The 23,478-nt window shown below is 49.4% G+C and carries 20 protein-coding genes; 5 read left to right on the top strand and 15 right to left on the bottom strand.

The features are described 5' to 3' along the window. Positions 1–179: 179 nt before the first annotated feature. Genes ACJJI8_RS14355 through ACJJI8_RS14345 form a run of 3 tightly spaced genes read right to left on the bottom strand, consistent with a single transcriptional unit; the run spans position 180 to position 4,961 of the window. The gene (locus tag ACJJI8_RS14355) at positions 180–3,287 is read right to left on the bottom strand and encodes an efflux RND transporter permease subunit (RefSeq protein WP_444916110.1); all 3,108 of its coding nucleotides are present in this window, start codon (positions 3,285–3,287) and stop codon (positions 180–182) included. A gap of 43 nt (positions 3,288–3,330) precedes the next feature. Beyond that, entirely contained in the window at positions 3,331–4,395 is a 1,065-nt protein-coding gene (locus ACJJI8_RS14350) for an efflux RND transporter periplasmic adaptor subunit (RefSeq protein ID WP_282933408.1), read from the bottom strand. Between the two features lie 38 nt (positions 4,396–4,433). After that, complete coding sequence (locus ACJJI8_RS14345) at positions 4,434–4,961, bottom strand: TetR/AcrR family transcriptional regulator (protein WP_282933409.1); 528 nt, start codon at positions 4,959–4,961, stop codon at positions 4,434–4,436. 152 nt (positions 4,962–5,113) lie between these two features. Between ACJJI8_RS14345 and ACJJI8_RS14340 the strand changes: the two genes are divergently transcribed. Then, positions 5,114–5,503: a YchJ family protein gene (locus ACJJI8_RS14340; protein ID WP_282933410.1), complete on the top strand. Its 390-nt coding sequence runs from the start codon at positions 5,114–5,116 to the stop codon at positions 5,501–5,503. Between the two features lie 21 nt (positions 5,504–5,524). On the opposite strand, the gene ACJJI8_RS14335 is transcribed toward ACJJI8_RS14340, so the two are convergent. Together ACJJI8_RS14335 and ACJJI8_RS14330 are read right to left on the bottom strand one after the other, a co-directional pair. Continuing rightward, positions 5,525–5,713, bottom strand: a complete 189-nt coding sequence (locus ACJJI8_RS14335) for a hypothetical protein (protein WP_413665191.1) — start codon at positions 5,711–5,713, stop codon at positions 5,525–5,527. Positions 5,714–5,792: 79 nt separating this feature from the next. Then, entirely contained in the window at positions 5,793–7,001 is a 1,209-nt protein-coding gene (locus tag ACJJI8_RS14330; RefSeq protein WP_444932768.1) for an RtcB family protein, read from the bottom strand. Between the two features lie 429 nt (positions 7,002–7,430). On the opposite strand from ACJJI8_RS14330, the gene ACJJI8_RS14325 reads away from it, so the two are divergent. After that, on the top strand, positions 7,431–8,162 hold the full coding sequence (locus ACJJI8_RS14325) for a pseudouridine synthase (RefSeq protein WP_444932767.1): 732 nt from the start codon (positions 7,431–7,433) through the stop codon (positions 8,160–8,162). A 43-nt stretch (positions 8,163–8,205) separates the two neighbouring features. Here the strand turns inward: ACJJI8_RS14325 and ACJJI8_RS14320 are convergent, their stop codons facing one another. The 7 genes from ACJJI8_RS14320 to ACJJI8_RS14290 all read right to left on the bottom strand — a co-directional run bounded on the left by ACJJI8_RS14320 (position 8,206) and on the right by ACJJI8_RS14290 (position 16,661). Further along, positions 8,206–9,513, bottom strand: coding sequence for a polysaccharide lyase (locus tag ACJJI8_RS14320; protein WP_444932766.1), 1,308 nt, complete (start codon positions 9,511–9,513; stop codon positions 8,206–8,208). Between the two features lie 245 nt (positions 9,514–9,758). Then, the gene (locus ACJJI8_RS14315) at positions 9,759–11,021 is read right to left on the bottom strand and encodes a patatin-like phospholipase family protein (protein ID WP_282933415.1); all 1,263 of its coding nucleotides are present in this window, start codon (positions 11,019–11,021) and stop codon (positions 9,759–9,761) included. A 159-nt stretch (positions 11,022–11,180) separates the two neighbouring features. Beyond that, positions 11,181–12,194 carry a YhdH/YhfP family quinone oxidoreductase gene (locus ACJJI8_RS14310; RefSeq protein WP_444932765.1) on the bottom strand — a complete coding sequence of 338 codons (1,014 nt, stop codon included), beginning with the start codon at positions 12,192–12,194 and terminating at the stop codon, positions 11,181–11,183. A gap of 40 nt (positions 12,195–12,234) precedes the next feature. After that, the gene (gene sohB / locus ACJJI8_RS14305) at positions 12,235–13,380 is read right to left on the bottom strand and encodes a protease SohB (RefSeq protein WP_444932764.1); all 1,146 of its coding nucleotides are present in this window, start codon (positions 13,378–13,380) and stop codon (positions 12,235–12,237) included. 48 nt (positions 13,381–13,428) lie between these two features. Further along, positions 13,429–14,079, bottom strand: coding sequence for a cation/multidrug efflux pump (locus ACJJI8_RS14300; RefSeq protein ID WP_413665185.1), 651 nt, complete (start codon positions 14,077–14,079; stop codon positions 13,429–13,431). Between the two features lie 45 nt (positions 14,080–14,124). Then, a complete protein-coding gene (gene nudC, locus ACJJI8_RS14295; protein ID WP_444932763.1) occupies positions 14,125–14,940 on the bottom strand; it encodes an NAD(+) diphosphatase in 816 nt (271 codons plus the stop codon). 14 nt (positions 14,941–14,954) lie between these two features. Further along, entirely contained in the window at positions 14,955–16,661 is a 1,707-nt protein-coding gene (locus tag ACJJI8_RS14290) for a FimL-related protein (protein WP_444905760.1), read from the bottom strand. A gap of 381 nt (positions 16,662–17,042) precedes the next feature. On the opposite strand from ACJJI8_RS14290, the gene nhaB reads away from it, so the two are divergent. Continuing rightward, positions 17,043–18,578, top strand: coding sequence for a sodium/proton antiporter NhaB (nhaB, locus tag ACJJI8_RS14285; RefSeq protein ID WP_444913384.1), 1,536 nt, complete (start codon positions 17,043–17,045; stop codon positions 18,576–18,578). Positions 18,579–18,694: 116 nt separating this feature from the next. On the opposite strand, the gene dnaQ is transcribed toward nhaB, so the two are convergent. The 3 genes from dnaQ to ACJJI8_RS14270 are packed head-to-tail and all read right to left on the bottom strand — an operon-like array spanning position 18,695 to position 20,703. Next, entirely contained in the window at positions 18,695–19,420 is a 726-nt protein-coding gene (gene dnaQ / locus ACJJI8_RS14280) for a DNA polymerase III subunit epsilon (RefSeq protein WP_444932762.1), read from the bottom strand. A gap of 14 nt (positions 19,421–19,434) precedes the next feature. Continuing rightward, positions 19,435–19,872 carry a ribonuclease HI gene (rnhA, locus tag ACJJI8_RS14275; protein WP_413665181.1) on the bottom strand — a complete coding sequence of 146 codons (438 nt, stop codon included), beginning with the start codon at positions 19,870–19,872 and terminating at the stop codon, positions 19,435–19,437. Positions 19,873–19,914: 42 nt separating this feature from the next. Beyond that, positions 19,915–20,703 carry a class I SAM-dependent methyltransferase gene (locus ACJJI8_RS14270; RefSeq protein ID WP_413665180.1) on the bottom strand — a complete coding sequence of 263 codons (789 nt, stop codon included), beginning with the start codon at positions 20,701–20,703 and terminating at the stop codon, positions 19,915–19,917. Positions 20,704–20,860: 157 nt separating this feature from the next. Between ACJJI8_RS14270 and gloB the strand changes: the two genes are divergently transcribed. Next, the gene (gene gloB, locus ACJJI8_RS14265) at positions 20,861–21,640 is read left to right on the top strand and encodes a hydroxyacylglutathione hydrolase (protein WP_444932761.1); all 780 of its coding nucleotides are present in this window, start codon (positions 20,861–20,863) and stop codon (positions 21,638–21,640) included. 196 nt (positions 21,641–21,836) lie between these two features. Further along, positions 21,837–23,399 carry a LysM peptidoglycan-binding domain-containing protein gene (locus tag ACJJI8_RS14260; protein ID WP_444905765.1) on the top strand — a complete coding sequence of 521 codons (1,563 nt, stop codon included), beginning with the start codon at positions 21,837–21,839 and terminating at the stop codon, positions 23,397–23,399. Positions 23,400–23,478 lie beyond the last annotated feature (79 nt).

Genomic DNA, 23,478 nt, shown 5'->3' with positions numbered 1-23,478 from the left:
AGTTCAATAAATTTAATTTCCTACGTAAAGCTCTTCATATATTTCAATGGAAAGCTCCCCCTCAGAAAACAACCCTATAATTTATGGATAAAAAACGAAGACAAAAAAAATCCCGTACCAAGCGAATAGTAACTTGGCACGGGACTCTTAGATCAGCCCCAAATTAGGGCAAACATGTTTTAAACGGATACAGGTTCGCTAATAGCCGCCTCTTTGCGTTGCTCCTTGGTTTCAGTTTCCCCGCCGATTACTTCGTTGGGTCTCACTTTGTGGAATACCGCATAGAACACAGGGATTGCAATCAGTGTCAACACCGTAGCAAATCCAAGCCCACCCATAATTGTCACCGCCATATCCGCAAAGAAAGCGTCGAACAGAAGCGGGGACATTCCCAAAATAGTAGTGACAGCGGCAAGGAATACCGGACGCAAACGGCTAACGCTGGCCCGTTGGATAGCTGTCAATCTCGGTAGGCCCGCGTGGGTCTGAACCTCAATCTCATCCACCAATACCACGGCATTTTTAATCAACATACCAGACAAGCTGAGGACACCGAGAAGAGACATAAATCCAAATGGTAATCCCGTCGCCAACAACCCGACAACAACACCGACGAGACACATAGGAACAACCAGCCAGATAATCACTGGCTCCCGAACAGTACCGAACAGCAGTATCGACACCAGGATCATAATCAGGAAGCCCAAGGGTAAACCTTTACCTAACGACTTCTGCGCATCGGTAGAACTTTCGTACTCACCACCGAATTCAACCTTGAAGCCTGGTGGCAACTTCATCTCTTCAACCCAGGGACGTATACGGCCAAAGGCTGCCATTGCCGTAACACCTTCAGGCGCATCCGCACTGATGGTAATAGTCGGCACCCTGTTGCGTCTTTGGATCAATCCTTCATCAGCGGTTAACTCGAAATCAGTAATCAACTGTCCTGCCGGAATATATCCCTGCTCATTGGGGCTCCACACCAAGCGGTCTTCCAGTGAACCCACTTGATTGCGATCTCCCTCTGGCATACGGGCAACAATAGGGATAATACGGTCACCGCTTTCAAAGTCGCCAACGGTGTAACCTGCAGTGGCAAACTGAATCATACGGCTGACATCAGCATTGGTAACCCCGGCAACTCGCGCCCGCTCATCATCCAGATGTGCGTGCAGAGTAGGCTCTCTGCTGCGCCAGTTGTGACGAATATCTTCCAGTCCTTTTTCACGGAACTGCTGTTCTACACTGACCGCCAAGGTACGCAGTGTCTGGTAATCCGGACCTGAAATACGCACTTCAACATCCGATCCGCCACCGGGACCAAACACCAGGCGCTTGAAAGTAATCAATGCTTCCGGCTGCGCTACACGCAACTTCGCCTTGGCACTCTCAATCAACTGGGGGATTTGCTCCCGGTTTTCAGTGCGAACAATCAACTGGCCATAAGACGCATTGGGTGGCTCGGGAGCATAGGTCAGCATAAAGCGATCAGCCCCGCGACCAGCTACCGCCGTTACGGAGACAACTTCATCCTGTTCCTGGAAGAATGCAGTCGCTTCCTGAAGCGCCCTGTCTGTACGGTTAATATCACTGCCCTGAGGCATGAAGTAGTTAACATAAAAAAGAGGAGCATTTGAATTGGGGAAGAACCCCTGCTTCACAAACCCGAAAGCAAAGTAGCTGGCCAGGGTCACCACAATAAGTACTGCAATGGTCAGGCCCCTGCGCTTCAACGCTCCTGATAAAGCACCGGAATACATGTTGTAGAAGCGGCCATCGTACGGATCATCCGAGTCGGCTTGCTTACCCGGCTTAAACAGGTGATAGCCCAAGTAAGGGGTAATAGTAATTGCCAGTATCCAGCTGAGTAGCAGGGAGATACCAATTACCGCAAACAGGGAGAAAAGGAATTCGCCAGTAGCATCATCGGACAGACCGATACCGGAGAACGCCATAATACCGATAATGGTCGCACCCAGCAGCGGCCAGAAAGTCTGGCGGACTACGCGCCTGGCAGCACTCTTAGGCTCTTCTTTTCTCTGAACCCCCATCAGCATCCCTTCGGCAACCACAATGGCATTATCAACCAACATACCCATGGCGATAATCAGGGCACCGAGAGAGATCCGCTGCAAATTCAAGCCAAACAGGTTCATGATTAACACGGTGCCCAAAACGGTCAAACCGAGGACAGTGCCAACCACAACACCGGATCGCCAGCCCATAAATACACAAAGTACTAGAGTAACGATCACGACAGAGGAAACCAGGTTAAAGAGGAAACCGTCAACACTCTCCTCTACTACCTGGTGCTGTTCGTAAATAGGATGGATTTCTACACCCAGGGGCAATGCCTGTTTAATCAGCTCCAGCCTGGCCTCTACCGCCTTGCCAACGTTCACGATATTGGTATTTTCCGCACCGGCCACACCCAGCAGTATGGCCTGCTTACCATCAAATCGGGCAATAAAGCTTGGGCTCTCATCATAACCGAGAGAAATATCGGCGATATCACGGACGGCCAGCATCGCGGTAGAACCGGGCACGCCGACGAGAATATTACGAATGGATTCCAGGTCACTCGCAGGATTATCAACCAGTATGCGGGTACGTAAATCCTGACCTCCAATCTCGCCGACTTTCTGGGTCGAACTTTCAGATTGCAGTACCTGCGCTAAGTCATCTAGGGAAAAACCAAACTGGGCCAGGCGGGATTCATCAATATCCAGGTAAGCCACTTCGTCGATAATGCCTGAGCGGGAAACCTTGGCAACCCCCTCAACTCCCAGTAACTCCCTGCGAATCGCTTTGGTAATTTCACGCATTTCAGTCAGCGAAAACCCTTCTCCGGTAATCGCATAATAAATACCGTAAACCTCACCAAAATCATCATTCACAATAGAAGGTAAAGCGCCGCTGGGCAGGTCACTTTGAGCATCATTAACCTTGCGCCGCAATTCATCCCAAACCTGGGCAAGTTCCTGCGAGGCATACTGATCTTTGATTTCCACCCGAATTTCAGACATCCCCGGACTTGAGGTGGAGGAGACCTTGTCCAGCTGTCCCATTTGTTGGATGGCCACCTCAAGCTTTTCGGTGACCTCCTCTTCTACACGCTGGGCGCTGGCGCCTGGGTAGAAAGTGTAAACACGGGCTTCCTTGATCGTAAACGCAGGATCTTCGAGGCGACCAATATCTGAAAGCCCCCAAAGACCACCGATTAAGCAAATCAGCATCAACAGCCAGCTATAAACTGGCTTTTCTATAAATATGTCAGAAATCTTCACAACATTTTCCCTACTGTTAACAGGGCCAGAGCTAACACACTAATTAGTGCTGTGCGTAATTGCGTACTTTTGCACCGTCATAAAGGTGCTGGCCGCCGGTAGCAACCAGTTTCATAGCAGGGCTAATGCCATCTTTAATCTGAACCGACTCACCATCAGTACGCCCGAGGGTCACGGAAGCTTTGGAAACAGATTGGTCTGCATTAATTTGCCAAACATAGGGCTTACCTTCCGGGCCAGTCTGCACTGCTGAAAGGGGAACCCACAGATCACCACTCGCTTTATTCAACTTCACACTAACGCGAGCGGTCATGCCGGGAAGGATCTGTACATTTTCGGGGCGGGGCATTCCAAACTCGACAACGTAAGTCTGGGTAACGCTGTCTGCCTCAGCCTGGTGCTCACGGTAAGTAAGTGGGAACTCCTTGCCCGGCAAAAATTCAAATTCGGCGGTCATGGAGTTGACTTGCTCTTCATTAACCGTGGCCAACAGCTTTTCAGGCACGGAGATTTGAATTCGAACTTCAGAAATATTCTGCAAACGGACAATCGCCTGGCCAGCCTGGACGTTGGTGTAATTCTCTACCAGCTGGCGGGTCGCCAAAGCATCGAAAGGAACCCTTAGCTGGGTATAAGCCAGGTCCTGCTCAGCACGTTCCAGGGTAACTTTAGCCAAGTCAAAGTTACTTTTCGTTTCATCCAGCTGCTGCTGTGAAATAACTTTTGACCCTGCCAGAGAGCGCTGACGATTGAGGGTTTTTTCCAGCAACTCTACATTTAATCGGGCTTCTTTTACCCTGCGCAGGTAATCCCGCTGATCAAGTTCTGCGATCAGGGTTCCCTTAGGAATAATTTCACCTTCGCGAATTGTGAGCTTGTCCAGCTTCCCGCCAACCTGGAAAGATAGGTCGACACTCTGCACTGCCTTAACACGACCAGCAAACTGTCGATCTTTGACCTGGTCATTACTGGCAACGGTAGCTACTTTCACGGGCCAGACGTGCTCTGCTTGCGCCTGCTCCGTCTTCGATTCGGAGCATCCTGCCAGAACTGCAACTGCTGCAATCAAAACGGCCAATGAGAAACGCGATCTTGGCGATATATTCATATTCATCATCCACAAACTGTATTAACTGGGGCTGACCTTTAGTTCAGGTCGGCAGAGAGCGCCAGCAGACGTCCCTGTAAACGTTCAATAATCGGGTCTTCAGACTCAACCACACCGAGTACGCGACCCAGGAACATGCCCTGGGCCGCCAGGATTAGCAGTTCCGCCATTTCCGGGTCACGATACGCATCGCAGATATCGCGACGCTGCTGCTCCTCTTTGTCTTTTACCGGCCCCAGCAACATGGGGTCTTCGGCCACGGCGGCGATCAGTGAGCGAGGCAGCCCCTTGTCGTCCTCCATCAATTCAAAAATGCTCTTCAAACGCGACACCAACAAGCTGTCCCCCGAGGACACAAAAGTGGCAACACTGTCATCTTCACGAGCTATTGCCGCCTCCAGCATCGCCTTCAGGAGTGACTGCTTAGTTCGAAAATGATGAATCAAACCGCCCTTGCTGAGCCCGCACTGTGCAGCCACCGCATCCAGGGTCAACTTACGCGCCCCGCGATCCCGGACTACTTCTTCTGCTGCTCGAACAATGGCAGCTTTGTCGACTCTCGACACATGACCTCCTGGGCATCACCAATCAAAACCAACCGGTTGGTCGGTATCTTAGCGGCAACATTTCAAAGGTCAAGCTATGCTACGCTCCCTCCCCAGAAAACATGGTTAAAAAGTGTTACGAGAGCGTTAAGTTCACGCTGGAGAGATGATTTATGACGGATCGGTACTGCCCCTGTGGATCGGGCAAGCCCCTTGATACCTGCTGCGGACTCTATTTGTCGGGAAAAGCTTACCCCAATAATGCAGAAGCGGTTATGCGCAGTCGCTATACAGCCTTTGCAACCGGAAACTTTCGGTACCTGAAAAAAACCTGGCATCCCGACACCTGCCCAGAACTGCAAGCTGAGGATATTGAAACCCAATGGACACAATTGGAAGTTATTAAGAGCAAGGCGGGACTAAAAAAGTCGATTGTAGAATTTAAGGCTTGGTATACAGAAAATGACCAAGAACACCTGATTCACGAAATTTCACTATTTAAGTTATTTAAGAAGCGCTGGGTATATTTGGAAGCTCTACCCAACTGGCCTGATGGGAAATAGGCTAGCAGAGAACACGGCTAACTAAAGAGGCGATATCAACGAAAAAATAGCAGCAAAAGCCTGGGGGCGGGAGTCGCACTCCCGCACCTCTTTACGAAGCTTCTGCTTGCTAGCGAAACGACCCGAAGATTTTGCCTTTACGTGGGCACCGCCCTTTCTCATTAGCGGATTACGCGCAACGTAACTACGAATTTTTTCTTTCTTTTTCATAAAACTTCACCTTTTACTTTTAGTAGATCCACTCTTCCAAATATCTTCTCACTCAAAACTTGTATTGATACCTCCTTATTTACCCCTTGATACAAATTACCTGGCGTAGCGTGTGCACCACTTCCACAAGATCGGACTGGTTCTCCATCACCTGATCAATATCCTTATAAGCAGCAGGAATCTCATCCAGAACGCCCTTATCTTTACGGCATTGCACACCTTGGGTCTGATCTTCCAAGTCCTTTCTGGTAAAACGCTGGCGAGCCGCTGTACGACTCATTTTTCGGCCAGCCCCGTGTGCGCAGGAACAAAAGGATTCCTTATTGCCAAGCCCACGCACGATATATGACTTAGCCCCCATAGAGCCGGGAATAATTCCCAGTTGATCTCTCTGGGCACTAATAGCCCCTTTGCGAGTCACGAATACATCTCTATCAAAATGGCGCTCGCGAACAACATAATTGTGGTGGCAGTTAATTGCCTCTGTGGTCAAAGTAAACTTTGGTAAGCTGACCTTCAGGCATCCAAGCACAAGCTTCATCATTTCCTGCCTGTTCCAGCGCGCATATTCCTGCGCCCAATTAACCGCCTCAATATAATCGTCAAAATTCTGGCAGCCTTCTGAGAAATAGGCCAGATCCTTATCCGGAAGATTGTGCATATGCCCAGCCATATCCCGTCGGGCCAACTGGATAAAATGCTGACCAATAGCATTGCCAATCCCTCGACTCCCCGAATGCAACATCACCCAGACAGCACCACTCTCATCAATACAAATTTCGATAAAGTGATTGCCACCCCCCAATGTACCCATTTGGGTCACCCAGGTTTTTTGTGGTTGATGCAGCCTCTTCAGTAGCCCTGGATGCTTTGAAAACAATCTATCCACACCGGGAGCTAAAAGTTTGCAGGCAGATTCCCTGGCGCTGATCAGTTTATGTCTTCCCTGACCAACCGGCACTTTCACCTCAATGGCGTCCCGCAGTGCTTTCAGATTGTCTGGCAGCTGATGGGCATGTAGCGAAGTTCGCACCGCATTCATTCCACAACCGATATCCACCCCAACGGCAGCAGGAATTATCGCACTTACCGTTGGGATCACCGATCCTACCGTTGCCCCCTTTCCCAAATGCACATCCGGCATAGCAGCAACATGGGAGTGCACAATAGGAAGCTGAGCAATACTCTTTAACTGTTGCATTGCCTTGGGCTCAATATCATCGGTATAGATTTTTACCGGTACCGTGCCAGGCGGTGCATTTCGATTTAACACTGTTTTTACAGGCATATTTTATCCCTGGATTAATCCACTTAACAGAAACGGCAATCCAAGCTAAAACAAAAAAGCCCCGGCATTTGCCAGGGCTTTTGGAAGGTCTGGCTTGGAAAGCAATATCACTTTCCAAGCTCAAGTGCGTGAAAAGCGATTAAACAAATAAACTCTTAATATCTACATTTCGCATTTCACGGCTCCTTAGTGGTGCGATCCACTTCAAAAATACTACCAATTAGAATGCCAACCTTGAAACTAGATCAGCAATGGAATTTAGGTGCAGTTTATTCTCATTTGGTACCATGTCAAGCCTGTTTTTTGTCTATCGATAAAAATTCTACCCTGAATTCACTGACCAACTTTTACTTTTCAACATAGCTTGAGGGCTCGCTATGCCATAAAATCGTGTTACCGAAATTACAGTCCAGTCGCCACACCCCCAAAATGACCACACAAGAACCTACCATTCTCTTTGAAGACGACTACTTACTTGCCGCTTATAAACCAGAGGGGTGGCTTGTTCACAGATCAGAAATAGACCGCCATGAAAAGCGTGTACTTTTGCAATATTTGAGGGACCTATGTGGTAGCTTTCTTTATCCAATACATCGACTGGATAAGCCTACCTCCGGTGTTATTATTTTTGCGAAAAGCAGCGAGATTGCTGCTCAGGTACAGCAGCAGCTGGAAAGTGATTTATCATCAAAAAAATATATTGCTGTATGTAGAGGATATAGCCCGGAAAAAGGTGTCATTGACTATGCCCTCCCCCCCGTTGCCGACTTCAAACACCAGAGGAAGCGACCGAAAACGGATCTGCCACGTCAGCAGGCTGTTACACTGCACCGACGCTTGGAGACTATTGAGTTACCTTATGAGGTTGACCGCTACCCGACCAGCCGGTATTCCCTGGTAGAAATCCAATTGAAAACAGGGCGGCGCCATCAAATAAGAAGGCATTTCAAGCATATCCATCACCCTCTGATTGGCTGCCCGAAATATGGAAAGTCAACCCATAATCGTTTCTTTGCCAACAGGCTCGAGTGCTCTAGACTGCTTTTGCACGCATCTGAACTCAAGCTTGAACATCCGGTGAGCGGTTCTCAGCTGAAAATACAATGCGAAATACAGGGAAGTTTCTTGCAATTAATTCAGCGATTTAAATGGCAACCTTAAATTATAAAGCCCCTGAGTTACTCAGAACCCCTCAAGCCAAGCCTTACATAGTGCATGGGGCGGTTTGCCCAGGATAAGAGCACAATGGCGCTGAATTAATAATTTCCGATATGCAACAGGCTGAGCTTCCGCCATTTAATTGGCCGCATCCAGGGCCGCCACAGGCCCCACACGAGCTGAAACAGCAAGCTCCCGACCCATTATATATTCCAGCTTTCTCATTTTCGCATTCAGCCCCCTTAAGGCCATATATCTTTCTCCCTTGCTTCACTGAAATATTGTCAAAGTAGGCATAGACTTTTTTGGAGGGTGACCACAAAGCTGAACTACCGCCATGAAAAGTACTGAACTGAAATTTATCAATAGCTACCCTATCACTACCAGTCAGCCGCAACCCTTGTTCCTCTACAATTTTTTTGCCATTTATAAATAGCTCGATATATCCGTCAGCATTATTTGCACTGCTATTTAATTGCACAAACAACTCAATCCGATACCAAGTATCCCGCTCAAATCTAAAGCTGTCATTCCCTTGATACCCATCTCCACACCGAGCGACTCTATCCTGATGATAGGTATAGAGCCCGACCCTACCCTCCGCACCAAACTTAACCCGCACACTCCAACTCTTCGGATCGATAGGTACGCATCCTGAAGCCTGCCCCCCACCAGCAAGACCGTGTAGCTTACCGCCCTTAACAAATTCGAAGTTCCGATGAAACTTCACATCGTAAGCGAGAGTTGCCGATGAAACAGATTTGGCTAATTGGGTTGATGTACTAATTCTCTCCGAACCCTTTTCATAAGGAATGTACTGAGCTTCCAGTGCATACCCATTACCGGGCATTGGAATTAAGTTTAAATGCTGATCATCAAACGTTGTCAGTGGTTGCAAATCAAAAGTTCTTCGCAACAAGGTAATATCGGTATATTTCATGTAGGGGATCCCAACCCGATATCTACCAGAATTTGAAATTGCACTGAATCTGCCTTGATTTGATGAAAACCCATATACATAGATCTTCTTTCTTACAAATTTTTTCATTTCCTCATAATTCAAATAGAACTTGAATCCATGGGGAACGCCCTGAGTATCACATATATTGGCAATTCCTTTTGACGACGCCTGATCAGCTCTGGAAATTTTTAATGGAAACCCGCTTCTACTATCGCTACCTAGATAAAGACCAACAGAAACTGACTTGAATACTCCTTTCTGACAAGCCCACCCAGAAACAACCAAGCCTCCCCCCAAATATTCAACCCGATCAACCCTACCGATCATCTGGGCGAAATCCTGATTACCTGTACTAAATGAAAAAAGAGTCACGAGTAAAAATACAGAAAACATCTTGAATAATACCCGACAGCATTGACATCACTATTAAATATAGAAGCTACTTGTTCGGATGAGTGAGGGCGCACATAGCCCGAGAAAATCATAAGAAAGCGCGAAAATAAATGCTAAAGGCTTCCGCCGTCTTGGCGGAACAATATTGGATTTAAGGGCGTTTAACGCCCTTTAGAAACTTGATGCAAAAATATTCACTGAGATGAAAGGCGCTAGTCACGCCAATGAGGGGAGAGAAACTAAGGTCAGTGTTCAGAATTACCGTGAGAAGCCTCTTCTTGAGATTTACTGCGAATCCCAAAGAGCCCCTTGCGCTCAGTTTTACCTTCCGGCTCCGGCTGTAGAAAACTGCGCAATTTATCTTTTTCCCACATGGCATCCTGATAGCCGAGATCGATAAGCTCTTCGATATATGGCCTTTCAAATAATAAATAACTGGCTGCAGAAACACCGCCACCGGGATTGGTCGCACCCGTTGAGCGGAATAACCAGCGTAGCGCCGAGGGAAGGTGACCAAGTTTTCTGCCACTAAGACGCCCTAAACTCTGCGAGGGCTCAATAACAACCGACTCTACCGAACGTAACAATTTCAAATCCGAATGATCTGTTGGATCCACATAGTCAAGTAACATATTTACTCGATCCAGATGCTCCAAGTCTGCCTCCAAGCTATCGATAAATGCGGCATTGAATAACTGAGCAGCTATTTGCGCCATCGAAGGGGACTCCATCTGCGCAGGACTGTTGCGACTCCCCCAATGGGCTGGAGAACGGTTGTCCGACACACCCACCACAAAGACACGCTTGGCACCGAGATGCAGTGCGGGACTAATCGGGGCCATCAGACGAATGGCACCATCGCAAAAATAAACCCCATCCAATTTGACCGCCGGGAAAATGGCAGGAATTGCTGCCGATGCCAATAGGTGGTCCGAGGTTAATTGAGTGGGCACTCCAAAGCGACGAAACCGCTGCCATCCTTTAACATTCTCCGCTCCCTGAAAAAAACTGACGGACTGCCCTTCACTATAAGAAAGCGCATTAACACTTGTGGCATGCAAATGCCCAGCCGAAATATTTTTTTGAATATTGTCAAAGTTTATCTCGCGCTCAACCAAGCTGCGCAGCGGACTGTTATCCAGGAGTGCCAAAGGTTTTTGTCTACCCACACCTTGGTTCAAGAGCGAACGACTGATAGAAAACAGATTTCCAAGCAAACTACGCCAACTGGTGCGATAAACCTGCTCAACACTAAGCTGCAACCAAACTGAGCACATTCTGTCGACAGCTTCTTTAAAGGTACCTGTATGAGAGGCGAGAAGCATCGCGTTCATAGCTCCTGCAGAGGTGCCGCAGATTATTTGAAAGGGCCGAGGATTATCTTCTGGAACCAGTTCCGCAAGCGCCCTTAAAACGCCCGCTTGATAGGCAGCACGCGCACCTCCCCCAGAGAGAACCAGAGCGTTACGCTGGCCAGGTTTGTTACTTTCACTGTTACTTGTCGACAAATTTTTCTTCCAATACAACAAGCCCGCAAACAACAGAGTCCGCTTAAAGGCTATTGAGAAAAAAGCCCATATACAACTCAGATTCAGAGTTGTCGGGGATATTTGGTAAGATAAATAGAATCTTTTAAGTGTACTTATTATTCTAAATCGATAGATCTATTAGAGAGCCATATCTACAACGTAACGACCTATTCCATGCCCTCTATTTAAGCGCGCAAGAAACTCTGGAGCCTGATCAAGGCTAATATTCTCCGCAATACTGTCGAGCTTATCGCCGATATACCACTCACTGCCCAACCGCTTCCATACTTCTGCCTTCTTTTCTATTGGCAAAACAGCGCTATCCACACCCAACAAACTAATACCGCGCAAGATAAATGGAAATACATTGGCGTGAAATTGAGCACCTGAAGCCATACCACAAGCAGCCACTCCGCCGCCGTAGCGCAGGGATTTAATGACATTAAAAAGCGTTTCCCCCCCCACAGTATCTACAGCCCAAGCCCACAATGGCTTGGCCATCGCCTTATTGGCAAAAGGGGCCAGTGTATCCCGGTCGAGAACCTTCCATGCACCCAATCTCGCCAAATAATCAGCAGACTCCAACTTTCCCGTCACTGCTGCGACACGAAAGCCTAGCTTCGCCAGCAAGGCGACGGCAACAGAGCCGACGCCCCCGGTTGAACCTGTTACCAGAATCTCTCCATCCTCAGGAGATGCGCCGGACTCCAGGAGTTTTTCAACACAAAGCGCGGCGGTAAAACCAGCCGTACCCAGTGCCATAGACTCCCAAGCTGTTAGGCCCTCGGGGACTGGCAAGGCCCATTGCGGAGGAACGGCAATACGCTCTGCAAGTCCACCAGAAGTATTCATGCCCAAATCGTAGCCATTGACCAATAATTCGGCACCCGGTTGAAACGTATTGCTCCGATCGAACAGCACTTTGCCCACCGCATCAATACCCGGGGTATGGGGGTAAGTATTAGTAATCCCACGATTGCCAAACGCAGATAAAGAATCTTTGAAATTCAAGGATGAATAACTTACGGCCAACAGCAACGGGTTATCGGGAAGCTCAGAAAGTTGACGCTCAACAACAGACTGGTCAAACTTTCCCGAAGCTACTTCGGCAACCTGAATTGCCCGAAATTTTTCATCCCTATCTATTTCCATGGGGTATATCCCGCAACACTATCAACCTGTAACGTTACAACTATTGAGCCTGATGACGCAGAGCTGCCAGCCGTGAAAAGAGACGAGTGACCGCCGATTCCACACCGGCTTCTGCCGCCAGCCCTATTTTCTTAGCAATATTTTTCCGCTCTTTGAATTCCACCTGATATAAGTCGCAGTCCTTAGCACAACTGGTCAAGTATTCATCTGATGTTTTCAGCTCATCGACCAGTCCCAAGGATAGGGCTTTTTGCCCGAACCAAACCTCGCCCGTGGCAACTTTGTCGACGTCGAGTTTTTGACGGTACTCCCCGACAAAGTGCTGAAACAGAATATGGATCTCATCTAAATCCTCTTGGAACTTCTGTTTACCTTCCTCAGTATTTTCACCAAACATGGTTACAGTGCGCTTGTACTGGCCCGCAGTAAACAGTTCGTAATCGATATCATTGCGCTTCAGCAGGCGGTTAAAATTCGGCATCTGAGCTAAAACACCAATAGAGCCCAACATCGCAAAGGGTGCTGCCAGAATACGGTCTGCAACACAGGCCATCATGTAGCCCCCGCTGGCAGCCACTTTATCGACAGCAATAGTCAAATGGATACCTGCACTACGAATCCTGGTTAACTGGCTGGCGGCCAAGCCATAGTTCGCCACCATGCCCCCAGGGCTTTCAAGACAAAGGAGAACTTCATCTCCGGACTCTGCCACTTGAAGAATGGCCGTCACCTCTTCACGCAAATGGGAAAGCGCACTCGCTTTGATATCCCCATTAAATTGCATAACAAAGACACGCTTGCGCTCGGAGACCAACTCCCCTTTTATACTCTTGGACTCACGCTCTCCTTCCTCTTTAGCAACGTCGGAAGAAGTAGCAGCACTTTTTTCAGGCTGCTTTTTGCTCTCAGCTTTATGTTTTTTAGCTAGGGCTTTTTCCTGAGTTTTCTTCTCTTTCGCCATTTGCTTTTTACGACGGGCGAATTCGTGCTTATCCATCACAGCTTCAAGCAGTGTTTCTTTAAACTGCTCATAGCGATCATTCAAATGTGTAACTGTGATATGCCCCTGAACACGCTCTTTCAGCTGCTCTCGATTTGCAAAAATAAAACCTATCAACACCATTAAGGCCACGACAACCGTAACAATTTTGGCTAGAAAAAGGCCGTATTCAATTAAAAATTCCACTTAGACTCCATTTTCCGTCTTAACTAATTTTTATTTAGCTTCAGTATTTTACTGCCAACCTTCCAGGGCGGAAGTTGCTCGCTGATTAAGGGGGCGAGCCAACAAACCGCTGTGGCTAATACGCACCTCGTAAACCGCACCGTCCTCCATAGGTAGAAATGTGGCACTGCCATATACCGCATCAACAAAGGGCAACTTGCGATCAACACCGCGTACAAACTGCCAGACATCCACGCCATAGTTCGCCCCCTCTATTTCATGGACAGAACGCTCGCGAGCTCGCTCATCCTGTAGCGTGAGATAGCGGCCACTCAACCTGTCCAGACGATAAGCAGGCTTAATTCCCCAGCGGGCTAATGGACCCTGCCACTTGAGCATTCGGGCATCCAACTGCCACTGATCCCCAAGCAATTCAAACTTTTGCGCTATACCATCCGCATCAGAAAACTTGACTTCAAATTGCTGCTCGGCAATTTTACGAAACGAAACAATACCAACACTGTGCTCTTCAGCCAGGTTTCTATAGCTGTAAACATCTGCAGCAATCAGAACAATCCAAAGGGCAGTTGCAAAAAGAAAAAGACCGGCGGAGCCACGTATAAACCCCAGGAACCAATTTCCCGATAGCAGGACTCGCGCCCCCCAAAACACAAACAACAACGCCAGGATGGCAATAATAAAGGTAATCGCTATATACATTATGATTTCTACTCCCTGATACTGCGCAACATCTTTAAACCAACCTTACGGGCGGTTCTTCGCTGCAGCCTTTTCGACAAAAGTGTGGATCAAGCGGCCGGACAGGGTTTGTATGGGCGGTATAGCTGGCAATGAACTGTAGTGGAACCAGTTTGCCTCTTCTATCTCATTGGGGTCCAAGCACAATCCCCCACCTTGCCACTCCGCCAAATACCCGATCATCAACTGCCCGGGAAAAGGCCAGGATTGGCTCCCCACATACTCCAGGGCACCCACTTTGAGCCCCACTTCCTCATAGACTTCACGCACCAGCGCTTGTTCTGCACTCTCACCGGGCTCTATAAACCCAGCGAGGGCCGTATAAGTTGCATTTCGACGCGAGGCATGACGAGCCAAGAGACACTCATCTCCCCGTGTAACAAGCATAATTACACAGGGGGAGATTCTGGGGTAGACAGTAAGATCACAAGCCGGGCAGGTGCGAGCGCGATCATTAGAGTGATAGATGGTGGGAGTGCCACAACGACCGCAAAATCGATGTTGGCTATCCCAATGGGAAATCTGTAGCGCCCGCCCAGCCAATGCAAACATCGGCTCCTCAACCAAAGTCAGCAGGCTGCGCAGGTTTCGCCATTCATAGCCGGCAATTTCAACCTGGCGAGACAAAACGTGGACACCACACGCCCGCCCACTTAGCTCTCCCAAATAGTGGCTGGATTGAACAGCCTCTGCTACCAATACCTGGGCGTCGTGGAGGAAAAAATCTCCTCGGCAGAGAATCAGCCCATCAGCAATCAGGATATGCTGGGAAAATTCCGGGACTGCCCACACATTATCTGCTGGGACAAACTTATCTACCAAGGAGACCTCCTTAATTATGCGGCCTCAACGGGATAACCCAGAGCAGTCAAGCTTTCGATAGCGAGACTGAGGGATTGAATATCTGCTTGCCTATGCAGCTTTACCTCTCCCAGGTAGTACTCAAGGCTGATAATCGCATCGGCAAAAATATGTAAAGATTGCTCTACTTCAGGGCCGGCATCATGACGGTCGATAACAGTTTCAACAAAGTTCAGCAAACCTTCAACTACGGCCGCCGCTCTACTTAAGTTGAGAACGATCAAGCCTCCGCGCACTGAGTTCAAAGTAGTGGAAACATTGCGAATATGGCCATGATCAAAGTCGGACTCTGCATAGGCCGCCAGCGCTCTCTTAATCAACGCCAAACCGGCTTCTGCCTCTTTAAGTACAGCCACTTCCGCTTCCGCCAGCTGGCTGTGCTCAAAGGCAATATCCGCATGACCGTATTCATCCAGATCAATAGAAGTACTCTGCTTGAGCGCTCTTACCGTGCTATCGACCATCAACACCTGGCCTGTCAGTTTTTGCAGTGCGCTGTCCGCTATGGAACCACCCGCGCCGGAGGCACTCTGGTATTCCGCAACCGCGCTGCGCAGACTCTCTCCAACCCGCTTAAAATTGAGCATCTGCAAGGTACCGGCCACTCTCTGTAGAGAAGAAGCGAGGCCATCTTCTGCATCCAAGGTAGTAGTACCAATTAACTCAGCGTCATCCAACATCCGGCGCACACCGGACAACTCCTCCTCTAAGGCGTTAGCAACTGCGGTAATTGCCGTGGCGCCGGGGCCTCCAAGGGTGGCTCGCTCCCGCTCTAATTCCTCTTCGCTGTAATCAAGAGGCTCTGCGGAGAAGGCCTCCAGCAACTTGCCACCAAAACCCTCGGGCTTGGAAAGAGTCAGCCAATAGAGGCACTCTTTCAGCAAAATCGGTGGCGCAGGCTGATCTAAAGCTGTATCACACTCTTTTTGCAAAGCTCGTAGCCAGCGATCAAACATACTGAAAACCATCACCCGGGATCGACTGATGCGCATTTCCTGGGAGGCCATGCCTGCAAGTGCCGCCCCTGCTACCACCCATAAACGCCCATTTGGGCGCCCCATGGTGATGCTTGCGATTCTCTCAAGGGCGCGAGACATCATCGTGTACGCTGGGCCCCGAGGTTTACCTCGCAACAGAGCCAACAAACCAACCTGGTACATATGGCGGAATCGGCGAACAAAACTATTCAAGTCTTCCGACATTACCGCAGAAGCCCCTGCACCAGGCACAGCCCCCTCCAAGTTACAACGGAAAAAATGACTTTCCGGCACAGGGGGCTGAGACCGGGCCGCACGCAAATTATTGATATAGGGAATCAGCAATTCTGGACGGGCAATGGCACGACTTTGGACAAAATCCAAGTAGCGTCCCATTACGTAAAAACCTGTGCCCAGCGCTTCCATCAGTTCTTCTGAGGCGCTCTGTCTCTCCTCTAACACCTCTGTAAGCGCTTTGATTTTCTCTTGGGCGAGGAGCTCAGCTGCCTGGAGCTGCACCATCTGCAATACTCCACTGACCTGCCTGAGTGCAGCCAAACTCTGTTCAAGAGCCTGCTTTTGGGAAGTATCCGCGGCAAATTTATCCAAGTGTGAGGCGGCATTATCGATGGTAGCTACCAGCTCATCCTTCACTACATTGACAGAAGTGATATTGATCTTGCGCAATTCAGTCTTTGGCTGCACCGCTGCATTCTTCCTATAATCGAACAAAAAACAACCAGATCAGGATGATTCTGGCCTCATTAAGGGCAATTTACCCCAATAAATAAAAGAGTCCACCTTTCGCCAAACAATTTCCACCGAATAATCGACAAATAACCTAGCGGCGGGGCTGAAGCCCCTAAATTACTTGAATTTTCCAGAAAACCCAGTAGCGTTTGCTACTTTCAAGTTTAAAGCTGTACGTTTTTTTGTGTTAAAGAACAAAAACCAATCAATCTGTGCACAATAAACCCGGGGAAGCACGCAGCGATAATTGAGCTCAGGTATCTATTTCGCATACACCGCCGATTCCCAAAGATTCCATTTTGACCCACACCAATGGGTTAACCAAGGAAGTAAATGATGAACACTTACAACAACACCATTGCGGCATCCGGCGGCGGATTTGGTCGCGCCTTTGCCGAAAATTTTCTCGGCGAAGCGCCTGACTGGTACAAATTGACCATAGCCGCCTTTTTGCTTCTCAACCCATTAATACTGTATGTATCGGGGCCTTTTGTAACAGGCTGGGTCCTTATTGGTGAATTCATTTTTACCCTGGCGATGGCCCTGAAGTGTTACCCACTTCAACCCGGCGGACTACTCGCAATTGAAGCCGTATTGATGGGTATGACAAGCACCGATGCCGTCTACCACGAGGTAGTTGAGAATATCGAAGTTATTCTGCTGCTAATGTTTATGGTGGCCGGCATTTACTTCATGAAGAGCCTGCTTCTATTTGTATTCACTAAAATTTTGATTAATGTGAATTCAAAATCTCTGCTGTCACTACTTTTCTGTGCTGTATCTGCAGTACTGTCAGCATTCTTAGATGCCTTGACCGTAACTGCTGTTCTGATTGCGGTTGCCGTAGGCTTTTACTCAGTCTATCACCGGGTCGCCTCCCAGCAGCCACACCACCACAACGACCACGACCACTCCAACGATGAGCATGTCGTGGAGTATCACCGCGAAGACTTGGACCAGTTTCGAGCCTACCTTCGCAGCCTGATCATGCATGGCGCCGTAGGCACTGCTCTCGGTGGTGTTTGCACCTTGGTTGGAGAACCGCAAAACCTACTGATCGCTGAGAAAGCCGGGTGGGAATTTGTACAGTTTTTCCTGCAGATGGCCCCAGTAACCATTCCAACATTCTTTGCCGGCCTAGTTACTTGTTTCTTTTTAGAGAAAATTAAAATGTTTGGCTATGGAGCCCAGCTCCCTAGCGCCGTACGTGAGGTACTGGTTAATTTTTCCAAAGAGGAAGAAAAGAAGCGCACCTCGGCTCAGGTTGCCGAGCTGTGGATTCAGGGCATTGTCGCTGTGGTTCTGGTTTTTGCCCTGGCATTTCATGTTGCCGAAGTCGGTATCATTGGCCTGATGATTATTGTACTTCTGACCTCGTTTAACGGCGTTGTTCAAGAAGCTAGAATCGGCCACGCGTTTGAAGAGGCACTGCCATTTACTGCACTGCTCGTGGTTTTCTTTGCAATTGTTGCAGTGATTCACCAGCAACACCTATTCGAGCCTGTAACCAACTTCGTTCTCGCACAAAAGCCCGAACAGCAGCCAGGATTGCTATTCATGGCAAACGGTATCTTGTCGATGATTAGCGACAATGTTTTTGTGGCAACGGTTTATATTAACGAAGTTAAAGCTGCCCTCACTGCAGGCGACATTACCCGAGAACATTTTGACAAGCTGGCCATTGCCATCAATACCGGAACCAACCTACCCAGCGTTGCCACTCCCAATGGACAAGCTGCATTTTTGTTCCTGCTGACATCGGCCCTGGCACCTCTCATACGCCTATCTTATGGCCGCATGGTGATCATGGCTCTGCCCTACACCATCGTACTGAGTATTGTTGCTTTGATTTGCGTGGTCTACGCGATCTAAAGAGAGCTTGTATTAGAGACTATCTGGATGGGTGGGGATTGATAATTCCCACCCACTCAGAAAAAGAAAAGCACAATAAACATCAAGGTTAAAGAGAACACCTCTTCATTGATGTGCTACCAGAAGTGTTTGCCCGCTGATTTCTCCAGCAAACCTAGCATCGATTGATGCGCTTCAGCTTCCTGTGGCGTAGCACGCGCTACTAGCAGGGACGCGCGATCTGCCGATAGGCGACGAATGGCTTCACCCGCCACATCATTTTCCGCCTTCTTACCTTCCTCCCCTTCCGAGGAATCACCCTGTGCCAACACCAAATCGGTTTGGCCACCGGTCATCATCAGGTAGACGTCGGCAAGAATCTCCGCATCCAGTAATGCGCCGTGCAAATCCCGCTGGGAGTTATCGACAAAGTAGCGCTTACAAAGGGCGTCCAGATTGTTTTTCTGCCCAGGGTGCTTTTCCCGGGCCATTGTCAGGGTATCCAAAACCCCACAATGCGCATTGACATTGCGCCAGCGCGGATTACCCAGCAGCCTCAGCTCAGCATCAATAAAACCGACATCGAAGGGCGCGTTGTGAATAACCAGCTCTGCACCTTCACAGAAGGTCATAAATTCATCGGCGATCTGAGCGAATACGGGTTTGTCCGCCAGGAATTCATTAGTAATTCCATGGACCTCAATAGCCCCATCTTCCACTTGTCGCTGCGGGTTGATGTACTGGTGATAGTGACGGCCAGTCAACTTCCGATTAACCAGCTCTACGCAACCAATTTCAATAATACGATGGCCGCTTTTGGGATCGAGACCTGTTGTCTCTGTATCGAGAACCACTTGACGCATATGCAATATTCCCCTCAGGACTCCAGCTCATCGACGCCGCGATTTGCCAACTGATCGGCCCGCTCATTGCCCGGGTGGCCGGCATGACCTTTAACCCAGTGCCACTCTACATCATGCTGGGAGACGCTCTCATCCAACTGCCGCCATAGGTCTGCATTTTTGACAGGCTTCTTACTCGCTGTCTTCCAACCGTTCTTTTTCCAGTTGTTAATCCAGCCGGTAATTCCCTGGCGCAGGTACTGTGAGTCAGTATGTAAGTCAACTTTGCACGGCTGTTTAAGAGCCTCCAGAGCTTTGATTGCAGCTAACAATTCCATGCGATTATTGGTGGTATGCGCCTCCCCACCAAACAACTCTTTCTCCCGCTCACCGTACACCAACAGGGCACCCCAACCGCCGGGACCAGGATTACCGCGACAAGCGCCATCTGTATAGATAGTAATTTGTTTCAAAACTTACGCCAAAATTAGATATGGGGCTGATTTTCAGCGAAATCAGCGCTTTTGATGCTTCCCGCGTGCTGCAACGCGAGGGCTCGACGGGGTGGCAACCAAAGCGGGCTTTCTCTCGGCCCGCCAGTTGATTTTAATAGTGCGAACACGTGCCACTTCTTTGCGGGCGACTATGATGTAAAAGCCCCCCCATGGCAAGTGCAAGCGGGAGCCAAGGCGCTCCATCCAAGCCGTCTTGGATAGCAATTCCTTTTGCTGTAATGGCAAGCGGAAGAAGCCGCGATCTACCCTCTCAGCCTGCAAGTCCAACAGATTCATCCAGTCGGCAATTCGAGCAGCACGCAGTTGATTTCCGCGCTGGTAAGCCCCCCTGGAAAATAGCAGGCGGGACAAGCCGAGCAAGGAAAACGGGTTAAACCCGATTAGCAGCATATGACCACCGGGTATCAAAACCCTGGCCGCCTCTCTCAATACTTGGTGGGGATGACTGGAAAAGTCCAAAAGGTGATGCAGCAGTACTACATCGATTGAATCGGCGGGGAGGGGCAGTTGCTCGAACTCCACTATCGCAGCCCCGCCCTGCTCAGAAGTTGCCCCCAATCGAAAACGATGATTGATACGGCTGGAGGCGCCAAAGTCAACGGACTGGGTCACACTGGCCTGTAGAAAGTGGTAACCGAAAAAGCCCTCCACTAAGGGTTGGGCCAACGCCAGCTGTTGCGAGAGAATCTCCTCTCCCAGCGAACTGGAAAACCAATGGGATAGCGCTGGGCAGACCTTGCCAAGAGGGGATTGCTCCTCATCATTACCAGGCCTGCTCTTTCCGGTCATCATATCTCCATTGATCAATCTAACAGCTATTCAATTCTACACTCGGGCGATGTTTCCAGGGCCTTACTCTAAGTAAACCAGTCCTCAGGTAACAATTCACACCGTCTCACGCCTTCCATGATATTGTTCTGCTATTCAGCGAAAAGACGATTCGATTATGCTATCCATCACGCCAATCCCCGCCTTTAATGACAACTATATCTGGCACCTGCAAAAAGATGGCCAGCACTGGGTAGTCGACCCTGGTGATGCTGTGCCAGTAGAAAAGGCCCTAGAGGGGACCAGGCTCAACGGCATTCTCATTACTCATCACCACTATGACCATACCGGTGGCATCGAAACGCTTTGCCACCAGTACCAGTGCCCTGTCTATGGCCCCGAGCACATACCTGGTGTCACTCACCCCATTGCCGGTGGAGATTCCTTACAGGTCCTTGGCATGCCCTTCCAGGTACACGCTGTTCCGGGGCACACTCTAGACCACATAGCTTTGGTTTTGAATGAAACCACAGCAGCAGGCGGTGAACAATTACACCTTTTTTGTGGTGACACTCTTTTTTCCGCTGGCTGCGGCAGGTTGTTCGAAGGCACTCCAGAGCAGATGTACCATTCTCTGCAAAAGCTCAGTAAATTACCCGCCGCAACTTTTGTTTATCCTGCACACGAGTACACACTCGCCAACCTGAAGTTTGCCCAAGCGGTAGAGCCTAACAATCAAGCCATTGAGGCAAGGGTTGCTCAGTGCAAAGCCTTGAGAGTAGAAAACAAGCCAACTTTGCCTTCAACTATCGCCCTTGAGCTAGACACCAACCCATTTCTTCGCTGTCAGTATCCGGAAGTTAGGCAGACAGCTATCAATTCGAGACCGGAGTTAAATGACGGAAGCGATAACGTAGATATTTTTGCGAGCTTGCGCGGCTGGAAGGACAACTTCTAAACGCCCAACTTCACCTAAACTCCTCTCAGGCTGGGTGATAAACTAGCAATTCGCATACTTTTTAACCGTCAATATTGACCGAAACTAATTTGCCTAATTAGAATCGAAAGTAATTGACTAAATGCCTGGCGCTTTACCAATAATTGTTCTGAAATGCGTCAGGATGAATTACAAGAAAGACTCGCGGATATCACACATGGTTCACAAGAATTTTGCCGTAGCATTACTAGCCGCTACGGTAGGGGCCTGCTCGCAATTACCGGAACAGGCCTCTGCGCCTGAAACTGAAAATATCCCTGCAGAGGAAACCTCTGTCGCGAGTGACCGAGCTGTTAAAAAACACGAACCCTCTGAAGCGGTCCCTCCCCCCGTAGACATCTGGGCAAGACTTCGTCAGGGGTTCGCCCTGGATCACCACACCAGCGACCCCAAGGTTAAGGAATATATTGCTTACTTCGCCCGCAACGAGGGCTATATGGCTCGGGTAACGGAGCGCTCTCGTCGCTATATTTTCCATGTTGCAGAACAGCTGGAACAGGCAAATCTCCCACTTGAATTAGCGCTGCTCCCCATTGTCGAGAGTGCATACGACCCCTTCGCCTACTCCCACGCCCGGGCTTCCGGTATGTGGCAGTTTATCCCGGCCACCGGGCGCTCTTTCGGGCTCGAGCAAAACTGGTGGTATGACGGACGCCGCGATGTCCATGAATCCACCCAGGCTGCGGCAAAGTACTTCAACTACCTACACGATCGCTTTGATGGGGACTGGGAGCTGGCACTCGCTGCTTACAACGCCGGTGAGGGAACGGTTCGCAGAGCCGTAGAGCGCAATCGTCGCAACGGGCTTGGCACCAGTTATTGGGATCTCAAACTGCCGCGGGAAACCAAGCGCTATGTACCCCAGCTGCTGGCTCTGGCGGAGGTTATATCCCGCCCGGACCATTACAAAATCCCACTGCATGATGTCTCCAATGAGCCCTACTACGCCCGTGTCGATGTAGGCAGTCAGATCGATCTGGCCCAAGCTGCAGAACTTGCAGAAATTGAGATTGAAGAACTGTACCTACTGAACCCAGGCTATAACCGCTGGGCAACCGACCCCAACGGAAACCACCAACTACTGATCCCAATAGAGACCCAGGAAAAGTTTGAGAGCGCCCTGGCACAACTTCCCAAGGAAGAGAGGGTAAGCTGGCAGCGCTACACCATTGCCCGAGGCGACACCCTCTCCACTATCGCTCGCCGCTACCAGACCACCGTCGGAGCGATACGCGAGACAAACAAACTGCGCAGCAATAATATTCGCGCCGGTAAAACACTCTTAATCCCCAGCGCATCGGGCCCCGCGGGACAGTACGCCTACGCACTCGATCAGCGAGTTAAACGCAAGCAGTCTTCCGGCAAGGGCCAGAAAGTTAATTACACTGTACGCCCTGGCGACAGCCTTTGGGGGATTTCACGCAAGCTGGATGTGACCGTAAAGCAACTGGCCAGCTGGAACAGCATGGCACCGGGAGACACCCTGCGCCCTGGACGCACCCTGGTGGCTTACAACGGCTCCCCCGCAGTATCAGAGAACAACCGCACTACCCGCAAGGTTTCTTACCGGGTACGCAGCGGCGACTCTCTATATCGGATAGCCAATAAATTCAGTATCGAAATCGATGATATTCTCCGCTGGAATAAGATAAACAAGTCCAAGTATTTACAACCCGGACAGCGCTTAACCTTATTTGTGGATAGTGCCAGCAACACTTAAAGCGCACACTACCCTACAGGGAGTTAGCCATAAAAAAACCCGGCAATTGCCGGGTTTTTTTATGGCTCAATAACAACCG

The sequence above is a fragment of the Microbulbifer maximicatervae (SeqCode) genome (assembly GCF_052467695.1).
The sequence above is the reverse complement of the archived record's forward strand: the minus strand, read 5'-3'. Positions and strand labels throughout refer to the sequence as shown.

Bases quoted from the DNA above. Each gene is read 5' to 3' on its own strand.
- ACJJI8_RS14350 (WP_282933408.1), bottom strand. From the start codon at position 4,395: ATGAATATATCGCCAAGATCGCGTTTCTCATTGGCCGTTTTGATTGCA.
- ACJJI8_RS14270 (WP_413665180.1), bottom strand. From the start codon at position 20,703: ATGACCGGAAAGAGCAGGCCTGGTAATGATGAGGAGCAATCCCCTCTT.
- nhaB (WP_444913384.1), top strand. From the start codon at position 17,043: ATGAACACTTACAACAACACCATTGCGGCATCCGGCGGCGGATTTGGT.
- ACJJI8_RS14330 (WP_444932768.1), bottom strand. From the start codon at position 7,001: ATGCCTGTAAAAACAGTGTTAAATCGAAATGCACCGCCTGGCACGGTA.
- ACJJI8_RS14325 (WP_444932767.1), top strand. From the start codon at position 7,431: ATGACCACACAAGAACCTACCATTCTCTTTGAAGACGACTACTTACTT.
- dnaQ (WP_444932762.1), bottom strand. From the start codon at position 19,420: ATGCGTCAAGTGGTTCTCGATACAGAGACAACAGGTCTCGATCCCAAA.
- ACJJI8_RS14300 (WP_413665185.1), bottom strand. From the start codon at position 14,079: ATGTATATAGCGATTACCTTTATTATTGCCATCCTGGCGTTGTTGTTT.
- ACJJI8_RS14310 (WP_444932765.1), bottom strand. From the start codon at position 12,194: ATGGAAATAGATAGGGATGAAAAATTTCGGGCAATTCAGGTTGCCGAA.
- ACJJI8_RS14335 (WP_413665191.1), bottom strand. From the start codon at position 5,713: ATGAAAAAGAAAGAAAAAATTCGTAGTTACGTTGCGCGTAATCCGCTA.
- ACJJI8_RS14340 (WP_282933410.1), top strand. From the start codon at position 5,114: ATGACGGATCGGTACTGCCCCTGTGGATCGGGCAAGCCCCTTGATACC.
- ACJJI8_RS14320 (WP_444932766.1), bottom strand. From the start codon at position 9,513: ATGTTTTCTGTATTTTTACTCGTGACTCTTTTTTCATTTAGTACAGGT.
- gloB (WP_444932761.1), top strand. From the start codon at position 20,861: ATGCTATCCATCACGCCAATCCCCGCCTTTAATGACAACTATATCTGG.
- ACJJI8_RS14260 (WP_444905765.1), top strand. From the start codon at position 21,837: ATGGTTCACAAGAATTTTGCCGTAGCATTACTAGCCGCTACGGTAGGG.